An 18,588-nucleotide genomic window follows, 5' to 3' on the forward strand; every position below is an offset into this window, starting at 1 on the left:
CATGGAGCCGCCGAACTGGCGCCCGCGGAAGATGCGTGCTTCGACCGAAGGTGGTGCCTTTGGAACCGCCACGCGCGCCACGGACGCCGAGAAAACCACAAAATCTCTGGCCTCTTATGGCGGCTTGGCGGCTCCATCATTCCGGCAGGGTCGGGGAATTCCCTCTCCACCTGTCGACAGCTTCCCCGGAGAGATGAAACTCAGCCTGGAGGTTGTCGACAGCCTCCCCGGAGAGATGAAACTCAGCCTGGAGGTTGTCGACAGCCTCCCCGGAGAGATGAAACTCAGCCTGGAGGTTGTCGACGGCCTCCCCAAAGAGATGAAACTTCGCCTGTAGGTTGTCGACGGTCTCCCCGGAGAGATGAAACTCAGCCTGGAGGTTGTCGACGGCCTGCCCGGAGAGATGAAACTTCGCCTGGAGGTTGTCGACGGCCTGCCCGGAGAGATAAAACGGTAGTGCTGCGCTTTGGATCTGAGTGCTGTACTTCGACTCCGGACTCGCCATGACGGGCCAAGTTTGGCCGAAAAAATGCAGCCCGCGACGCTGGCAGGCGACCGGGCTGCGTCGCCTGCCAGCGTCACCCAAGGTCCGATAGTGCAGCGATATTTTAGCCACCCGACTGTCGGCAAGGCGTAACCACCCGACGAACGTTAAGAAGTGGAGCTGCCGGCGATGCCGGCGCGTCTTGAGCGACGTAGGCCGCGGACTTCGACGCGGGCCGAAACTTCCTCGCAGGGCACCGTCCCAAGCCCGCCCGGACCGCGGACCGACGCCGCCCCGCGGCCAGCATCCGCGACCCCGGTCAGACAAGCAAGGGCCACGCCCATGACGATGGCTGGGCGGTTAGGTCGAGGACGCCATGGCGAGCAGAATTCGGGCGCGTCGAGCAATCCGCTGCTCGGTGCGTCCATCGTGGACGACTTGCTCGAGGTCGGATACATCGTCGTGGAACGGCGCGGTGGTCGGCGTCACATCGACGTGGTGTAGCAACGCCGCCGCGACCACGGTCCTATGCGGAAGCGCTTCGAAATGATAAATTGAAATTTGCTGCCTTTTGCCATTGAGCGCCGAGGCCCAGCGTAAAAAAAGGAGATTGTGATGGGTATTCGCTATCCTTATCTGAGTTTGCTTCTTGTCGTGCCTTTGGCTGCCGCCGCTTGCGTTGGCTCCGAGATCGAGGAAGAGCCGGAGGAACTCGTCGGGGTAGCCGAAGGTGAGATGATCTCGGCGAATGGCATGCTCTCCAACGCGCTCAACCGAAACGCGCTCAACCGGAACGGGCTCACCCCCAGGGACCTCGCCAGCCGCGTGCTCAACCCGAGCCAGCTTAGCTCAACCGCGCTCGCGGCGATCAAGGATCCCGGGACCAACGGCTCCCTATCGAGAGAAATGCTGCGGTACACAGTGAGCTGCGCGCTGCGCCCCGACCAGACGTTCTCGTTCTCATGGACCGACAGCAGCGGGATCGACCACCAGGAGGTGTACCGCGGCGACCTCGGCTACGCGCACTGGTGGGCGACCCGCGCCATCGGTAACGATACCTTTGTCCAGCATCAGATCACGGCCTGCCTTGCCGCGCGGATTAACTGGTATGGTATCTCGGTGACCATCTCCCTGCGCAACCAAGAGTTTGCGTCGACTCTGGAGGAGCGCGCGGCCTATCCGGTGCGAGAGGGCGCGTTCTGGGGCAACGTGTTCGCCCCGACACCCTATCTGGGGGCCTGCTACGACTCGGCGGGCTATGTTCGTGCGCGCGAGGTGCAACGCGACTGCGCGGCCGGCCACGTCGAGGTCGACCCGGTGACGGGGGAGACCACTTGGCAGCAGTGCGGACCCATGGTGATCTGGGGCTCGTGCCATCAGCTGTGCAACGGGGTAGACTCGACGGCCGGCTACTTCAAAGGGTGTGTCACAAATTATTCGGTCAGCCCTTATGTGCGCACGGACCAGGTGGTTACCACGTTCTTGACGGCCGGCCCCTAGGAGCGTGAATGGGCTCGGAAGCCCTGCGAGACGAGGCGCCGGAACGCGCGCCCCGGGAATCGGGGCGCTGTCCGGCCTGCGGGCGGCGGAACCAGGGCGCGTGCCCCGAATGCGCGCAGCCCGCTCGGCCGCCGGCCGGCCAGTCGTCGATTCCTCCGGACATCACGGAGGTCGTCCCCATCTCCTTGCCGCGCTTCCCCGGCTACTGGACCCGCAGGACGCTGGGGAAGGGCGGCTTCGGCCTCGTCTTCGAGGCCGAGCCTGAGGGCGGCGGCGCGCACGTGGCCATCAAGCTCGCGCGCGCCGGTCCGGAGCACTACGGAGGCGCGGGTGCCCGCTCGGCAGGCGCTCTTGGCCGAAGTGGGCGGGGGAGGTGCACCTTGTCCCCGCGCCCGTCGGCGGAGCGGATGAGCGCGAGCTGGCTTGGTGACGCCGGCTCATCTCAGGCCAGACCACGAGCGCCACCCATCCGCCAAGGCTCGCCGGGGGGGTGGCGACGATCAGCACCTGACCGGTGGTCTCCCGCCATTCGACCTGGATCCCGGTTTGCCTCACGTCTGGTGGACGACGGAAGCAGTATCATCGGGGCGTGTGCATGACGGGTCCGCCGATGGTCCTTGCCGGTCGGTTCAAGCTCGAGCGCGTCGTCGGCGCCGGGGGCATGGGCGACGTCTACTGCGCGCGCGATCGGCAAGACGAATCGCTGGTCGCGATCAAGCTCCTGAGGAACGCGGACGCGCGGCTCGTCGTGCGGTTCCAGCGGGAGGCGCGACTCCTGGCCGAGCTGCGGCACCCGGCGATCGCTCGCTACGTGGCTCACGGCGTCTCGGACCAGGGACAGCACTACCTCGCCATGGAGTGGCTCGAGGGCGAGGACCTCGCCGCGAGGCTCGCCCGCGGGCCGCTCGGCATCGGTGAGGGGCTCGCCCTCGTCCACCGCGTAGCCGAGGCGCTGTCGCTCGTGCATGCACGCGGCGTGACCCACCGCGATCTTAAGCCGGCAAACCTGTTCCTGCAGGACGGCCGGCTCGATCAGGTGAAGATCCTCGATTTCGGGATCGCGCGCGACGCGACCGCGACCGGCGGGCTGACCGAACCCGGTGTGCCCCTCGGCACGCCGGCCTACATGGCACCGGAGCAGGTTCGCGGCGAGCAGGACATCGACGCGCGCGCTGACGTGTACGCGCTCGGGTGCATCCTGTTCGAGTGCCTCACCGGCCAGCCACCCTTCTGGGCCGAGCACGCGTTCGCGGTGCTCGTGAAGGTGCTGTTCGAGGACGCGCTGGCTCCGAGCGCGCTGCGCCCCGAGGTGCCCGAGGCCATCGACCTGCTCACAGCGTGGTTCACGGCGAAGGATCGCGATGGCCGTCCGAAGGACGCGGCCGCGGCCGCGAAGGCGCTTGCCGCGCGTTCGCCGGAGCACGCCACCATGGGGCTGCCAGCACCCGCGCTGACGCGCCGCGAGCGAGGGCTCGTCAGCGTCGTGCTAGCCAGGGTGGAGGCCCCGCTCCTGGCCTTCACGGTCCCGATGCTGCGCGCTGAGGCCTTCACGGTCCCGATGCTGCGCACGGAGGCCTTCACGGTCCCTGCGCTGCGCGCTGAGGCCGCGGCGGTCCCTGCGCTGCGCGCTGAGGCCGCGACGCTCGACGTGCATGAGATGGTTGCGGCGTTGACAGGAACAGCGCCGGCATTGCCGGACCTGCGCCACGCAGCGGCAGAGCACGGCGGCCGCCTCGAACCGTTGAAGGACGGCGGAGTCGCCGCGATCCTCACTGGTGCGGCGACGCCGACCGACCTGGCCGCACGTGCCGTACGCTGTGGTCTCGCGTTGCGGAAGCTCTTTCCTGGTGCCCGCCTCGCCGTCGCAACTGGCTGGGATGCGCTGGACGGAGGGCAGCCTGTCGGCCCTGTCATCGACCGCGCCTCCAAGCTGCTCGTCATCGGCGACGCTGGGCCGCGCGGCGACGTTGCCGGCAAGCCGGCAGCGCAGGCTCCGATGCTCGTGGATGCGATTACGGCCAGCCTGCTCGGACCGGGGTTCGAGATCGCGCATGGGCCTGGAGCGACCGCGGTCGTCGGCGAGCGCGAGCGGTTCGACGAGACGCGCACCCTGCTCGGCAAGTCCACCCAGTTCGTGGGGCGTGACCGGGAGCTGCGCGCCCTCCTCGACCTGTTCGACGAGTGCACCGGCGAACCCTGCGCGCGGGCGGGGCTCGTGATTGCGGCGGCAGGGATGGGCAAGTCACGCCTGCGCCTGGAGTTCGTACGGCGGCTCAGGGCGCGCACCGAGCCGCCCGAGATCTGGATCGCGCAGGCGGACCCGGCGCGCGCCGGGGCGCCCCTCGACCTGCTCGGACAGGTGGTGCGCCGCGCGGCGCGCCTCGTCGACGGCGAACCCTTCGTGCGCCGGAGGGAACAACTCGCGGCCCGCGTGGCCCGGTATGTGGAGCCGGCGCTCCGGGAACGGGTGACGGAGTTCCTCGGGGAGATGGTCGGTGTGCCGTTCCCGGATGAAGAGCGAGTGCAGCTGCGCGCGGCGCGGAAGGATCCATTGCTCATGGGCGACCAGATCCGCCGGGCGTGGGTGGACTTCGTAGACGCGGAGTGCCGGGCGCGCCCGGTGCTGCTCGTGCTGGAGGACCTGCACTGGGGCGACCAGCCGACCGTGCAGTGCATCGACGTGGCGCTGCGTCTGCTCGCGGAGCGGCCGCTCATGGTGCTCGCCGTGGCACGGCCGGAGGTGCGGGCGATCTTCCCGGCCCTCTGGACCGAGCGGGGCACGATGGATCTCGTGCTCGGGGAATTGCCTCGCCGGGCCTGCGAGCGGATGGTACAGGCCGCGTTGGGCGAGCAAGCCTCCGCCGAGCATGTAACGGAGATCGTCCGGCGCGCTGCGGGCAACCCATTCTTCGTGGAGGAGCTTGTGCGCGCGGCCGATGAGGGCCGAGACGCGCGAGAGGCGCCGGCGACGGTGCTGGCGATGGTGCAGGCGCGCTTCAAGGACCTCGATGCCGAGGAGCGGCGGCTCCTGCGTGCCGGGAGCGTGCTCGGAGAGGTGTTCTGGCGAAGCGCAATAGCGCGCCTGCTCGGGCTCGGGCAGGACGAACGTGCGGTGCTCGACGCAAGGCTCGCGGATCTCGGGCGGCGCGAGTGGATCGTACCGCAACCCGAGCCGCGGTTCGCTGGGGAGACGGAGTTCACCTTCCGGCACGGACTCGTGCGCGAGGCGGCGTACAGCATGCTGACCGAGGTGGATCGGCGGCTCGGTCACCGGCTTGCCGGTGCGTGGTTGGAGGAAGCCGGCGAGCGCGACGCGCTGGTGCTCGCGGAGCACTTTGAGCATGGCGGAGAGATCGAAGCGGCCGCGCGCTGGTATGAGCAGGCGGCGGAGCAGGCGCTGGAGGCGAGCGATCTCGACGGTGCGCTGGCGCGGGTGGCACGGGCGTTAGCGTGCGCGCCGGGAGAGCAGGCCGCCGCGCGGCTCCACACGATCGCGGCGACCGCGCACAACTGGCGAGGCGCGTTCGTCGAGGCGGAGCGCGCGGCATCGACGGCCGTCGCCTTGGCATCCAAGAGGGGCAGGACGGCTGACGCCGCGCTGGCGATGCTCGCCTGGGCGCGCGGGGCGCTCGGGAAGGCAGAGCAGCTCGAGGAGGTGGCATTGTCGCTGCCGCGCGCCGTAAAGCGCACAGCGCTCGACCGGGATTTCGTCCTCGCCTGGCACAGCACCACCATCTGGCTGCGGGAGCTCGGGCGCCACGCAGCGGCCGAGGCGCTCGAGCGGGTCATGGACGAGGTGCGGTGCGAAGAGCTGGAACCCCTCCTGGCGGGGCACATCTATAACTCGAGGAGCGTCACGCCGTGCTTCTACCCGCGCCGCCTCGAGCTCGCCCTGCGTCTCACCGAGGCCGCGTTGGAGGCATACGAGCGCGCCGGTGCGCTCCGGGATATGTGCCTCATGCGCCTGGCGGTCGGCACGCTGCAACAGCGGCTCGGCATCTGGGGACCTGCACAGGCAACGCTTGAGGCGGCGAGGGGAGTCGCGGCTCAGCTCGACCTGCACTATGCGGACAACGCGGCCACCATCTACCTGGGGCGCACCTACGTAGCGCAGGGGCAGAGCGCCGCAGCGAAGACGCTGGCGGCCGGGGTCATCGAGAAGGCGCGAGCGTTCGACAACGGCTGGCACATTCTCCAGGCGAGGATGCTGCTTGCGCGAGCCATGGTCGACCTCGGAGAGGTCGCAGAGGCGTGCGCGCAGGCGACCACCGTGCTTGGCGAGACGCAGCCCTACCCGGCGCAGCACGCCGTTGCGCAGGCCACGCTCGCCCATGCCCTGCTCCGGGACGGGCGTGCAGTCGAGGCGCTCGCCGCCGCGCGCGCGGGGATCGAGGTCGTGGAGCGGCTTGGAAGTCTCGATGAGGATGAAGCACTGGTGCGCCTCGCCTGGGCCGAGGCGCTCCGAGCCTGCGGCGACGACGATGCGGCCCGGGCAGCGCTGGCCGCCGCCAGCGATCAGCTGTGCGCCGAGGCGGGCGCCATCGAGTCGCCCACCCTGCGCCGCAGCTTCCTCGAAGCCGTACCGGAACACGCCCGCATCCTGATACTTGCGGAGGCATGGGGCGCGGCGAGCAGGTGACCCGTCGGATCGACGCAGCCGTCACGATCCCCCGGAGGGGTCGTGAGTGCTGCACTTCGCTTCCGCACAGTGCTGTATTTTGAGAGCGAGTGCTGCACTTTCCCCCCCAAAGTGCAGCACCATCGATGAAACTTCGCCGGGAGGTTGTCGACAGCCTCCCAGGAGAATTGAAATTCAGCCCGGAGGTCGTCGACCCCTTTGCGCCGGAGCCCGTCGCCGGCCGGCGCGCCGGCCACTCCGCGCGGCGCCGTGCAGCGCAGGAACCTGCGCCCCTCTGCCGTGTCGAAAGGCACCATGCCCAGGCCTTCCGTTCCGCTCGCCGGCCTCCTCCTCGTCGCCTCCCTCGGCGCCGCCGCGACCTCCGACGCGGCCACGGACGGCCGCGATGCGGTCGCCCGCGGCCTCGACCTCTTCCTTCACGCGCCCGACCGCGGCGCGCCCGGCGCCACCCTGCCGGTCCAGGTCCTCGCGCTCGGCTTCCCCACCGCGATCGCGCTCAGGCCGCTCGAGGCGGTCACCGTGGAGGCGACCTGGGATCCCGAGCACCTCGGCAAGGTCAGCGCCGTCCCGCCGCCCGTGCGGGTCACCACAGACGCGAAGGGGCGCGCTCACCTCGACGTCCCGATCCCCGAGGGGCCCGAGCGCAAGCTCCGGCTGCTGCTCGGCGTGCGCGCTGGCGACCGGCAGCGGACGCGGACGCTCATCGTGCACCGCCTCTCGCCGCTCCAGGTCGACCTGCACGTCCCTGACACGCGCGTGGTGCCGGGCAGCGCGATGTCGGCGTGGATCACCGTGCAGAGCCAGGCCTCGGGGCAGCCGGCCCCGCGGGTCCCCGTGGAGGTCAGCCTGCTCGAGGGCGGCGTCGCGCGGCACACGGCCGTGGTCACGACGGACGCGGCCGGCGTCGCCATGACGCGCGTGCCCGTCCCCTGGATCGACGAGCCCGGCTGGCGGTGGATCCTCCGCGCCCGCGCGCGGAGCGCGGCGGGGGCCTCGTCGAACGCCGCGGAGATCTCCCTCTCGCCGCGCGAGGAGACGCCCGGCGCCCCGCAGATGCTGGCCGAGTGGTCCGAGCAGGATCTGCGCGCCGGGGATCGCGCAAGCTACGTGATCCGGATCCGCGATGGCGCCGGCCAGCCCGTGGCCGGGCTGCCGGTGCGGACCTGGACCGGGCCGAAGGGCACGAGCCCGCCCGAGGACAAGGCCACGTGGGAGAAGCTCACCACGCCCGCGCGCACCGACGCGGCCGGCGAGGTCCGCGGCGCGGCCGTGGCGCCCACCACCGTGGTGCAGGGCGCAGGGACCACGCTGCGCGTCGTCGCGCGCGCGACGTTCGAGGGGCACGAGCTCGAGCGCGAGGCCACCGTCTCCGTGGAGAGCCCGACCTCGGAGGCGGCGCTGCTCCCGGAGGCGGGCGCGATCGTTCCGGGCGTCGCTCAGCGCATGCTCCTGCGCGTCCGCGATGCCCGGCGGAAGCCGGTGCAGGGCACCTTCACCGTCGAGGGCGACGGGCTCCAGGCCGCCGTGACCACCGACGCGTACGGCGAGGCCGAGGTGACCTGGGACGCGCCCGTCGAGCTCGGGGCCTTCCGCAACGTCGGGCCGTGCGCCGGCGGCGTCGCGGCGGCGGTGCGCGTGCGGCCATCCGGCGAGCTCCCGGCGCTCGGGTCGCGGCGCGAGCCGTTCGCGCTGTGCATCTCCGTCGATCGCGACGCCACGGCGCTGCTCCGGCCCGAGCGGCTCCTCGCCCGCGCCGGCGACGCGCTCCCGCTCCGCTTGATCGACGCCGGTGGCGCGCGCCCGCGCGCTGGCCGGCGGCCGGAGGGCGGCGGGGCGGCGGACGGCGCCGGCAGCAGCGCAGCGGACGGCGTGGGCTGGAGCGTGATCGTCCAGGCAGGCAACTCGGCCCGCGCGGCGAGCGCCTGGATCGCCGGGGGTCCGGAGGGCGGCGCGCTCGGCCTGCCCGAGGGCGCGGCGGGCGTCTGGACGCTCAGCGCCGCCGCTCCCCGGCCGGGCGCCGCCGCGCGGCAGGCAGGCGGCGCGGTGCTCGTCACGCCGCGTGTCCTCCCCCGGCTCGAGGCCCGCATCACGGGCGGCCGCGCGGCCCCGCGCGGCGCCGTCGACGTGGACCTCGCGCTCACCGACGGGGGCGGCCGCGGCCTGCCCGGGACCGTCGCGGCCGTCGTCGTGGATCTGCACGGCGGGGGCAGCGCCGGCGGCCTCGCGGCGCTCGACACGCGCGCGCGGCTCTGCCAGGGCATGGTCGAGCCCGAGCGCTGCGGCGCCTTCCTGCAGGGCGATCCCGCGCTCGATCCGCTCCGGCGCGCGGAGCTCGGCGCGCGGGCGCGCGAGGCGATCGCGCCGGCGAACGATCCGGCCGGCTCCGCGCGGGCGGCGCTCGACGAGGCGTTCGGCCAGGTGCTCCGCTCGCTCGAGGGGGCGGTCTTCGAGGCCACCGGCGACCCGGAGCGGCTGCGCGACGTGCGCCGCCGCGGGCCGGGCGGCGCCTATGCATGGAACCCCGAGCTGATGACCCTGGTCACCGCCGCCATGGATGCGCCCCCCGAGACGCCCGGCGGCGAGCCGCTCTCGCTCGCGGACCTCCTGGCGGTGGACCCGCAGGTCACGTTCGATCACGTCGCTCGCCGCGTCACCCGCCTCAAGCTCTTCCGCATCCTCGCCGCGGCGCGCGCGTTCCGGCGCGAGCGGCTGCTCGACCCGGACGAGCCGGCGCTCCGCGATCCGAACGCGCTGCTCCGCCGCCTGGTGCGCGACGCGCAGCTCGAGGAGTCGCTCCTGCTCGATCCGTGGGGCGGCACGATCCAGTTCACCCCGACGACCGCGCCGCCCGCGCCGTTCCTCACGGTGCGGCGCGGCTTCGCCCTTCACGCGCCCGGGCCCGACGGCCGGATCGGCACGGGCGACGACGTGCGCGATCCGTTCGAGCGCGTGCTGCGCTCGGGGACGCCGTACGCCAGGGCGGTCGGAGAGGATCGCCTCGTCGACGCGAAGTTCGACATGGAGGTCGGCGACGCCACGGTGTCGGCGTGGGAGAGCCTCCTGGAGGAGCTCACGGGCACGTCGCTCGGCGAGGGGATCGGCCTGGGCGGCCTCGGCCTCTCCGGCGTGGGCTCGGGCTCCGGCGGCGGGTTCGGTTCAGGCCACGGCAGGCTGGGTGGATCCCACCGCACCTCGTTCGGCGCGCCGCGGGGCGTGTTCTTCTGGTCGCCGCCCCAGCGCACCGAAAAGGATGGCCGGCTGCGGATGCGCGTCCCGCTCGGCGACGTCGAGACGACCTTCCGGCTCGTCTTCGTCGGCGTGCCGGACGGCGCCACGCCGGCCACGACCACGCTCGACGTGCCCACCGCGCAGCCGCTCTCGGCGCGCGTGGAGGCGGGCGCCGCGTGGGTCGAGGGCGACGAGGTCGACGTGGAGATCTCGGTCCGGAACCGCTCATCGAGGCCGCTCCGCGCGAACGTGGAGCTCATGGCGCGCGGCGTGGCCGCCCTCGCGGACCCACGGCGCCGGGCAATGGCGGTCGACGTGCCCGCGGGGGGCGCGGCCCCGGTGCGCGCGCGGGTGCGGGCGCTGCGCGCGGGGCGGGCGGAGCTCGCGGTCGCCGTGAAGGCGCAGGGGATTGCGGGCGACACGCTCGTGCACGCGTGGGACGTGCGCCCCGCGGGCGAGCCCACCGATCTGAACATCGCCCAGGTCGTCGAGGGCGGCGCCACGGCCACGCTGCGCATTGCGGCGGACGCGCAGCGCTACCAGCCCACCGGCCGCCCGCGGCTCGTCGTCGAGCGCGGCCTCGCGGGCGCGCTCACCGCGGCGCTCGAGGCGATGGATCCCGATCGGCTCTCGTCCGCAGGCGCGATGGCGGACGCGGTGGAGGTCGCGGCGCTCGTGTGCCGCTGGGCCGCCGCGCGCGGGGGCGAGGGCGCGCCGCTCGCCGCGCGCGCGGAGGACATCGGCCGCCGCGCCGTGGGCCGGCTGCTCGCGTACAAGGGCACCAAGAAGGACCTGGTCTCCTGGCCTCCGGCGCTGCGGGCGCGGACCTTCGCGCCCGCGTCCGTGGCGGAGGAGCTGCCGGCGATCGACGCGCGCTGCCCGCCCGAGCCCCTGCAGCCTGCGGCGGCGCTCGACGCGCTCGAGGTCGAGCCCTCGCCGGCGGGGGGCGCGGTGAATGCGTGCTGGGACGCGTTCGTCACGAGGACGCTGGACGAGGTGATCCGGAGCGGCGATCGCGTGGCGCTCGCCCGGGTCCTGCTCGCGCTCGCGGAGCGGCCGCACCGGGCGGCGCTGGCCGCGAACGTGGCGGATCGGCTGCGCGCCTGGGTGGCGCTGCTCCCGACCGGCGGCATCACCTTGCCGCCGGGCCAGGCCGAGGATCGGAGCGCGCGCGCGGTGGTCTACGCGGCGCTCCTCCGCGCCGCCGGGCTCGGCCGGAGCGCGGCGCCGCCCGCGAGGCTCCTCGGCTGGGTGGGCGTGCAGCGCGACGTGCGCGGCGGCTACGGCGCGCCGGCCAGCACGCGCGTGGTGGTGCGCGCGCTCCTGGCCCACGGGGGCGAGGGCCGAGGGGCGGCGCGGGTCACGGTCACGTCGGGCGGCGTGCGCCGCGACGTGGAGGTCGGGCCGTCGGGGCGGCTCGTGGTGCCGCTCGACGCGGGTGCGACGGAGGCGTCGGTCGAGGCAGCGGGGCCCGCGGTCGTGGCGCGCCTGGAGCGCCCGGCGCTACGGCGGTGGAGCCGGCCGCCGGCCGCGGCGGCGAGCCCCGTGCAGGTGGAGATCTCCTGGCCGAAGCGCCCGCGCGCGGGAACGACGGGCAAGCTCGCGGTCTCGCTGCGCCACACGCTGGGCCGCCCGGTCGAGGTCGACGTGCGCATCCCGCTTCCCCCAGGGGTGTCGCTGGCCGCGCCGCTCGGGGGCGTGCGGCAGGTGAACGGCGTCCTCGCGCTGCGGGCTTCCCTGGAGGCGAGCCGGCTCGCGACGCTTGTGGAGATCCCGGTGCGCTTCGCCCTCGCCGGGAAGGTGACGGCGCCCGAGGCGCAGGCCCGGGTGGCGCAGGAGGAGCTGCCGCGCGCGGTGGTCCCGGCGCGGTTCATCGTGATCGAGTGATCGGCGCTCCTGGATACCGGTTCACCCTCCACGCGCGCCGGCGTCCGAGCGACGATTTTCGGGCGAGATCCTTGCGCGTGGAGAGGTCACCTCGTGCGCAGGCGCTCGACGGCGCTCCTGATACCACATGTCACATCCAGCCATGCTTCGTCACGGTTGGTCCAGCTTGTGACGGGCCTCGCGCCCGTCGGGAGCACCTGCAAGAGGCCGAGCGGCGGATGCTTCCAGTCACAGGCTCGGACGATGACAGGAAGGACCTGGGTCTCTCCTCGCTCATGCCTCTCCAGCGCCTTTCGCATCTCCAGCGTGAATCGCTCGTCCGAGGAGATGAAGTCGGCGCTCACGAGCGGAAGGACCACATCCGAGCGTTCCAACGCCCGGTGTGCCTCCAGGGTCCGCTCCGAGCCCGGCGCAACCAGCCGATCGTACCACTCCTCGACGAGGCCCTGACGACGCATCATGGACAGGTGAATCAAGAGCTCGTCACAGAGATCGCTGTCGCGCTCCACATACGAGATGAACACCCGCGACGCTTCGATATCGTGGGCCTGGGCGGAAGGAATGGATGGGCCAGAGCGGCCGAGCGCGCCGAAGAGGTCGGCGCCTGTCTTCGATGAGCCGCAGCGCCACGCGACGTCCTTGACGGCCGCGCCGAGCGCCCCGGGCAGGCGGCGCTGCTCGAACAGCGCGCGGGCCGCGTCGTACGCCCTGCGTGAGCCCTCGATGAGCAGGACGATCGACCCCGGGACGGTGCGGTTCAGCATGAGGCTCGATTCGCCGGTGATCATCCGCAGGAGGTCGACAGCGGCCTCGACGGGCTCCGAGAAATCGCCCCGCAGCGCGATGGACCAGACCGGCGCGACGTGCGCTGCGGCGACGGAGCCGCGCAGCGCCTGGAGAGCCTCTCCCGCTGTTGCGAACAGGCTGGATCCATCCCTGGACACGCATCGCGCGAACCAGTCGTCGAACCACGCCGGAATGCGCCCAGGTATACCCAGATCCTCGGCTCGGGCAGAAGCCCGGTCGATCTTGCCGACCGTGATCTCGCGAAGCAGCTCGACAAGATCCAGCGGAGAACGGCGCAGGTGTTCCCAGTAGTGCCACCCGGTGAGCATCTCGAATCCGAGCAAGCCGAGCGCCCAGAGATCGGTGGCCGGAGACACTGACCCGCGAGACTTGATCTGCTCGGGGCCCATGTACAGAGGCGTTCCGCGTATCGATTCGTCGCCCTCGGGATCCCGGGTCCACTTGGCTATTCCGAATCCCAGCACCTTCGCGACGGTCTGTCCGTGGCCGGCTCTGGACAGGTAGATGTTTCCTGGCTTGATGTTGCAGTGGACAATACCTCTGCGATGCGCGACGTCGAGCGCCGTGCAGAGCTGAGCCAGGACGGCGACCGCCTCTCCCGGTTCAAGGCGCCCTTCGCGCTGGAGCCGGCTGCCGAGGCCTTCGCCGTCGAGCAACTCCATGGCGAACCACGCCAGTTCATCGCTGGCATCGCTCACTCGGATCACCTGGGGCACGTGATCGCTCGGGATCCGCAGGATCAGTCGTGGCTCTCGGCGGAATCGGTGCGCTGCTTCCGGGGATGTAGAGCGCCCTCCCTGCGCCATCTTGATCGCGCACAGCTCACCCGTGGAGCGCCGCTCTGCTGTGTAGACGCTTGCCATCCCCCCGTGGCCCATCGGACCCAGGATAAGGAAATCCCCGCCGAGCAGCTGGACATCGGGATCCATGGCACCGATGGTAGACCATGCTCCGGTCGGGGAGGAGGCCATGTGAGCCGCGCCGCGCACCGACGCTCTGATCTCGGGCGTACCTCCAGCTGTTTCCTGAACGCGCGGCGTTCGTGATCATGAGAAAGGCAGGCAGACATTCGACGGTCACCGGATAGGCAGCCACAAGGCCGCCCTCTTCTTGGGTGTGCGGGCGTTCTCGCATAACCTCGGCATCTCGCCCGCCAACCACCTGTTCCCTTCGTTGCTGCTGCTGGGCGGCCGCAGGGGGTAGCTGACAAATACCGCCGCACTGCCGCGCCGCTCGCCCGTGGTGTACTGGTGTACGTTGGCCGAAGGTCGGATCGCTTGAACCGCCAAGCGCGCCACGAACGACAAAAAACACAAGAATCTTGGCGTCTTATGGCGTACTGGCGGCTCCATCGTTCCGGCAGGGAGGGGTAAGTACCCCACCGCCCGGAGCTCCGCACGATCCGCCCCCCACGCCCCTCTCCCCGCGTCGGCCCCGCGTCGCGTTCCGGCGCCGGGGCTTGGCGCCGTCCGCCGATCGCCTACCATGCCCCCAATGGCCGCTACCTTCGCCACCTTCTCCCTGGAGGGCGACAAGCTCCCCGCGGACGTCGCCGTGACCCGCTTCGAGGCCGTCGAGGCGATCTCCACCCCCTACACGGTCGAGGTGCGCTTCGCGACGCTGGACACGTCGTTCCGGGTCGAGGACTGCCTGCGCAGCCGCCTCTGCCTGCGCGTCGTCGACACGTCGGGCCAGGAGCGGCTGTACGACGGCATCGTGGACCGCGCCGGCTTTGCGCACATCGTGGGCGAGAGCCGCCAGTTCGACGTCCGCCTTCGGCCCGCGCTGGCCGCGCTCGCGCACCGCGAGGGGTGCCGTATCTTCCAGGAGAAGACGATCGTCCAGGTCGCGCAGTCGGTCTTCGAAGACGCCGGCTTCGGCGACAAGGTCGAGTGGCGGATCGCGAAGGAGTACGAGCCGCGCGAGTTCATCGTCCAGTACCGCGAGTCGCACCTCAACTTCGTGTCGCGGCTCCTCGAGGACAACGGCCTCTTCTATTACTTCCGGCACGAGGCCGCCGGGCACACGATGATCATCACCGACGACCCCGCCGCCTTCGAGGTGGAAGAGGGGCTGCCGGTGAGCTTCCGCATGGCGCAGGGCGGCCTGCCCGGGAGCCTGCCGCTCTCCAAATTCACGAGGACGCGCGCGCTGCGCACGAGCCTCGTCCACCTCCGGGACCACGATTTCGAGAAGCCCGACGTGAAGCCGGAGTCCGCGCTGCCCCGCAAGGAGGCCATCGCGCTGCCCTACTTCGAGTACCCCGCCGGCTTCACGAAAGGGAGCGTGGGCTCCCGCCGCGCCGAGGCCCGCATGCGCGAGCTCTCCGCCGACGCCGACGTGTGCGAGGGCGAGAGCCGCGCGGCCGGGCTCAAGGTGGGCGAGCCGTTCGCCGTCGAGGGCGCCGCGGAGCCGTGCCTGAACGGCGAGTTCGTGGTCACCCGCCTCGTCTCGCGCGGCAACCAGACGCTCACCGGCGGCGTGGCGAACTACGACGTCGAGAACCACTTCCGCGGCGTCCCCAAGGGCGCGCCCTTCGCGGCCGAGCGCCGCGCGCGGCGGCCGCGCATCCGCGGCATCCAGACGGCGGTCGTCACCGGGTCGAGCACCCAGGAGCAGGCGATCCACGTCGACAAGTACGGCCGCATCAAGGTCCGCTTCTTCTGGGACCGGCAGGGCCAGCAGGACCACACCTCGAGCTGCTGGCTGCGCGTCTCGCAGATCGCGATGGGCGGCTCGATGATCCTGCCCCGCGTCGGCTGGGAGGTCTCGGTCGCGTTCCTCGACGGCGACCCGGACCGGCCGCTCGTCCTCGGGCGCACGTACAACGCGGAGAAGACGCCGCCCGACGCGCTCCCCGCCGCCAAGGCGTCCGGCACGCTGAAGAGCATGTCGTCGCCCGGCGCGGGCGGTCACAACCAGATCGGCATGTCCGACACCGCGGGGAGCCAGGGGTTCGGCATCCATGCCCAGAAGGACCTCAACGTCACCATCAAGAACGACAAGGTCGAGGAGGTCACGGTCAACGAGGAGCAGCACATCAGCGTGAACGGCTCCCGCTCGGTGAAGGTCGACGACTCGACCTCCGTCGCCGGCAATCAATCGCTCGACGTCGGCGCGGTGCTCTCGCACAAGATCACCGGCAACCAGAGCATCTCGATCGGCGGCAACGACACGACCAACGCGATCAGCAACCACGTCGAGAAGGTCACCGGCAACCGCTCCTACACGGTGAGCGGCAACCAGATCACGATCTCGAACGGCGTCAGGCACTCCATCACAGGGGACATGAGCCGCAAGGTCGGCGCGCTGCAGCTCTCCGGCAGCCTGGGCTCGATCAACGACAACGTCCTCGGCGGGATGACGGAGACGGTGGGCGCCGTGAAGGCGCAGATCATCAACGGCAGCCACGGAGAGCAGATCACGGCCAACAAGGACCAGACCTCGCTTGCGGCGGAGCTCCACCTCACGAAGGGCTCCCTCTCCCACGTGGCGCTCGGCGTCACCAACATGGTCGGCGGCCTCCATTACCAGAAGCTGGACGGCGATCTCGTGGTGCAGGCGCCGCTCATCACCCTCCTCGGCGCCGTCGGCGTCTTCAAGGGCGGCGGCAGCGAGCTCAAGCTCGGCGGCGGGCCCGTCGTGATCAAGGGGTCGAAGATCGCGGTCAAGGGCGCGCTCGTCGTCAAGATGGGCGCGTCGATGAAGCTCGGATCGTGAGGGCCCATGAGCGCTGGTGACGTGAAGAGAGAGGTGAAGAGTGGCTGATCATCATGTCCTCGCGATCCCCTCCCTCAGCGTGGAGGGCAAGATCTACCGGGTGCTGCGCTTCGAGCTCACGGAGCAGCTCTCGGAGCTCACCCGCCTCGAGTGCGAGCTGCTCGACGACGAGGCGGCGCTGCCGAGGCCGAAAGAGGTCCTCGGCAAGCGCGCCGTGTTCACGCTGTCGCGCAGCGATGACACGCAGACGCGCTCTTTCGCCGGGACCATCGTCCTCGCCGAGCTCGTGCCCGACCCCGACGACGTGCCCACGCTGCGGATCGAGGTCGCGCCGGCGCTCTGGAACCTCGGGCAGCGCTCCGACTGCCGGATCTTCCAGGACAAGAGCGCTGTCGACATCGTGAAGGAGGTCCTCGAGGGCGCGGGCGTGCCCGCGGGCCAGCAGGACTGGCGCGTGACCGAGCCCCACCCGACGCGGGTCTACACGGTCCAGTACCGCGAGCGGGACCTCGATTTCGTGCACCGCCTCCTCGCCGAGGAGGGGATCTACTTCGCGATCCACATGAAGGACGAAGAGGACGTCATCGTCTTCGGCGACTCGCCGACCGGCCTCGAGGACATCGAGGGCGCGACGTCGCTGCCGTTCTTCCAGGACTTCGGCGTCGAGGGCTTCGGGGATCGCGTCGTCCGCCTCTCGCGGGAGGTCTCCGTGCGGAGCGACAAGGTGTTCGTCCGCGACTACGATCCGGAGAAGCCCTCGACGAAGCCGGAGGCGTCGGCCGAGGGGAGCGATCCCGGGGAGCACGTGCTCGAGATCTACGAGCACCCGGCGCGCACCGCCGACGCGAGCGTCGCGGAGCGGCTCGCCAAGGTGCTGCTCGACTCGGTGCAGGCGGCGCGCGACGTCGTGCACGGCGAGAGCGGCTCGCTCGCGCTGCTCCCGGGCCGGCGCTTCTCGGTCGACGGCCACCCCTACGATCCGCTCAACCAGGAATACCTCGTGGTCCGCGCGCGCATCGCCGGCAGCCGGCCGCGGAACTTCGAGCTCTCCGGCCGCGGGGGCGCGGAGGACGGCGCGCGCGACCTCCGGTCGAGCTGCGAGTTCTGGGGCGTGCCGACCGGGACGACGCGCTACCGGCCCCCGCGGCGCGCCCGCGAGCAGGTGATCCCGGGCGCGCAGACCGCGATGACCACCGGGCCCTCGGGGCAGGAGATCCACACCGACGCGAGCGGGCAGGTGAAGGTCTCCTTCCACTGGGATCGCTCCGGAAAGAAGGACGACACCTCGAGCCGCTGGATCCGCACGAGCCAGGTGCCGACGGGCGGATCCATGCTGCTGCCGCGCGTCGGGTGGGAGGTCACCGTGCGCCACGTCGAGGGCGACGCGGACCGGCCGTTCGTGATGGGCCGCATGTACAACGCGCTCACGCCGCCGCCCTACGCGCTCCCGAAGGAGGCGGGGAAGAGCTCCCTCCAGACCGCGACGACGCCGGGCGGGGGCAGCACCAACGAGCTCCGGATGTCGGACACGAAGGGCGGCGAGGAGATGTTCATCAACGCCTCGAAGGACATGTCCACCGAGGTGAAGAACAACGCCACCGAGTCGATCGGCAACAACCACAAGAAGAAGATCGGCGCGGACCAGACGACGAACGTCACGGACAGCATGACGACCAGCATCGGGTCGAACCAGACGCTCTCGGTCTCGGGCAACCAGTCGATGAAGATCGAGACCTTCCACGTCGACGACGTGGGCGGCGATCACTCGCTCTCGATCGGCGGGAACCGCGACATGAAGATCGGCGGGGATCACAAGCGCGACGTCACCGGCAACAGCTCGCTCACGGTGTCCGGCAACCAGATCGATCTCGTGGTCGGCTCGGTCACGGATCAGACCCTGGCCGGCTTCAACCACGAGGTCGGCGCGGCGCTCGTCGAGCTCGCGCTGGGGCACCGCTCCGTGACGGTCCAGGGCGACCGGAGCGAGACGGCCACCGGCGCGAAGGTGATCGCGGTCAAGTCGGGCCGCGGCGTCCAGGTCGGCGGATCGATGAACGTGAAGGTCGGCGGCGCGATCGTCAACGTGGCGAACGGGAACCGCGTGGAGAGCTCGCTGGGCACGTACACCGAGCTCGCGGGGGGCGCGCAGCTCGTCAAGGCGAACAACGCCGTCTTCGAGGCGACCGGCGCGCTCACGCTGGTCATGGGCGCGTCGATCCTCTCGCTGACGCCCGCGAGCGTCGCGATCATCGGCGTCTCCGCGAAGCTCGACGGCGACGTCTCCGACACCGCCGCGCTGGTGCTCGACAACTGAGGAGGAGGC

The 18,588-nt window shown here is 71.2% G+C and carries 7 protein-coding genes; 5 read left to right on the forward strand and 2 right to left on the reverse strand.

Annotated elements, in window-relative coordinates; translation table 11 throughout:
- Positions 1–136: 136 nt before the first annotated feature.
- Positions 137–505, reverse strand: a complete 369-nt coding sequence (locus WMF34_RS16180) for a hypothetical protein (RefSeq protein ID WP_437993821.1) — start codon at positions 503–505, stop codon at positions 137–139.
- 594 nt (positions 506–1,099) lie between these two features.
- On the opposite strand from WMF34_RS16180, the gene WMF34_RS16185 reads away from it, so the two are divergent.
- The 3 genes from WMF34_RS16185 (at position 1,100) to WMF34_RS16195 (ending at position 11,738) form a co-directional block, all read left to right on the forward strand.
- On the forward strand, positions 1,100–1,984 hold the full coding sequence (locus tag WMF34_RS16185; RefSeq protein ID WP_437993822.1) for a hypothetical protein: 885 nt from the start codon (positions 1,100–1,102) through the stop codon (positions 1,982–1,984).
- 610 nt (positions 1,985–2,594) lie between these two features.
- Positions 2,595–6,623, forward strand: coding sequence for a serine/threonine-protein kinase (locus WMF34_RS16190; RefSeq protein ID WP_437994639.1), 4,029 nt, complete (start codon positions 2,595–2,597; stop codon positions 6,621–6,623).
- 294 nt (positions 6,624–6,917) lie between these two features.
- A complete protein-coding gene (locus WMF34_RS16195; protein WP_437993823.1) occupies positions 6,918–11,738 on the forward strand; it encodes an alpha-2-macroglobulin family protein in 4,821 nt (1,606 codons plus the stop codon).
- An 86-nt stretch (positions 11,739–11,824) separates the two neighbouring features.
- Here WMF34_RS16195 and WMF34_RS16200 read toward each other — a convergent pair whose 3' ends face one another.
- The gene (locus WMF34_RS16200) at positions 11,825–13,516 is read right to left on the reverse strand and encodes a serine/threonine protein kinase (RefSeq protein ID WP_437993824.1); all 1,692 of its coding nucleotides are present in this window, start codon (positions 13,514–13,516) and stop codon (positions 11,825–11,827) included.
- A 523-nt stretch (positions 13,517–14,039) separates the two neighbouring features.
- Between WMF34_RS16200 and WMF34_RS16205 the strand changes: the two genes are divergently transcribed.
- Together WMF34_RS16205 and WMF34_RS16210 are read left to right on the forward strand one after the other, a co-directional pair.
- A complete protein-coding gene (locus tag WMF34_RS16205; protein ID WP_437993825.1) occupies positions 14,040–16,265 on the forward strand; it encodes a type VI secretion system Vgr family protein in 2,226 nt (741 codons plus the stop codon).
- A gap of 40 nt (positions 16,266–16,305) precedes the next feature.
- Positions 16,306–18,579 carry a type VI secretion system Vgr family protein gene (locus WMF34_RS16210; protein WP_437993826.1) on the forward strand — a complete coding sequence of 758 codons (2,274 nt, stop codon included), beginning with the start codon at positions 16,306–16,308 and terminating at the stop codon, positions 18,577–18,579.
- The last annotated feature ends 9 nt before the right edge of the window (positions 18,580–18,588 follow it).

Origin of the sequence: Sorangium sp. So ce145 (assembly GCF_051525985.1) — a bacterium.
Taxonomy (GTDB): domain Bacteria; phylum Myxococcota_A; class Polyangia; order Polyangiales; family Polyangiaceae; genus Sorangium; species Sorangium cellulosum_B.

What these genes read in the sequence shown, in the direction of transcription:
- WMF34_RS16180 (WP_437993821.1), bottom strand. Translation starts at nt 505, where the DNA reads ATGGCGAGTCCGGAGTCGAAGTACAGCACTCAGATCCAAAGCGCAGCA.
- WMF34_RS16185 (WP_437993822.1), top strand. Translation starts at nt 1,100, where the DNA reads ATGGGTATTCGCTATCCTTATCTGAGTTTGCTTCTTGTCGTGCCTTTG.
- WMF34_RS16190 (WP_437994639.1), top strand. Translation starts at nt 2,595, where the DNA reads ATGGTCCTTGCCGGTCGGTTCAAGCTCGAGCGCGTCGTCGGCGCCGGG.
- WMF34_RS16205 (WP_437993825.1), top strand. Translation starts at nt 14,040, where the DNA reads ATGGCCGCTACCTTCGCCACCTTCTCCCTGGAGGGCGACAAGCTCCCC.
- WMF34_RS16200 (WP_437993824.1), bottom strand. Translation starts at nt 13,516, where the DNA reads ATGGCCTCCTCCCCGACCGGAGCATGGTCTACCATCGGTGCCATGGAT.
- WMF34_RS16195 (WP_437993823.1), top strand. Translation starts at nt 6,918, where the DNA reads ATGCCCAGGCCTTCCGTTCCGCTCGCCGGCCTCCTCCTCGTCGCCTCC.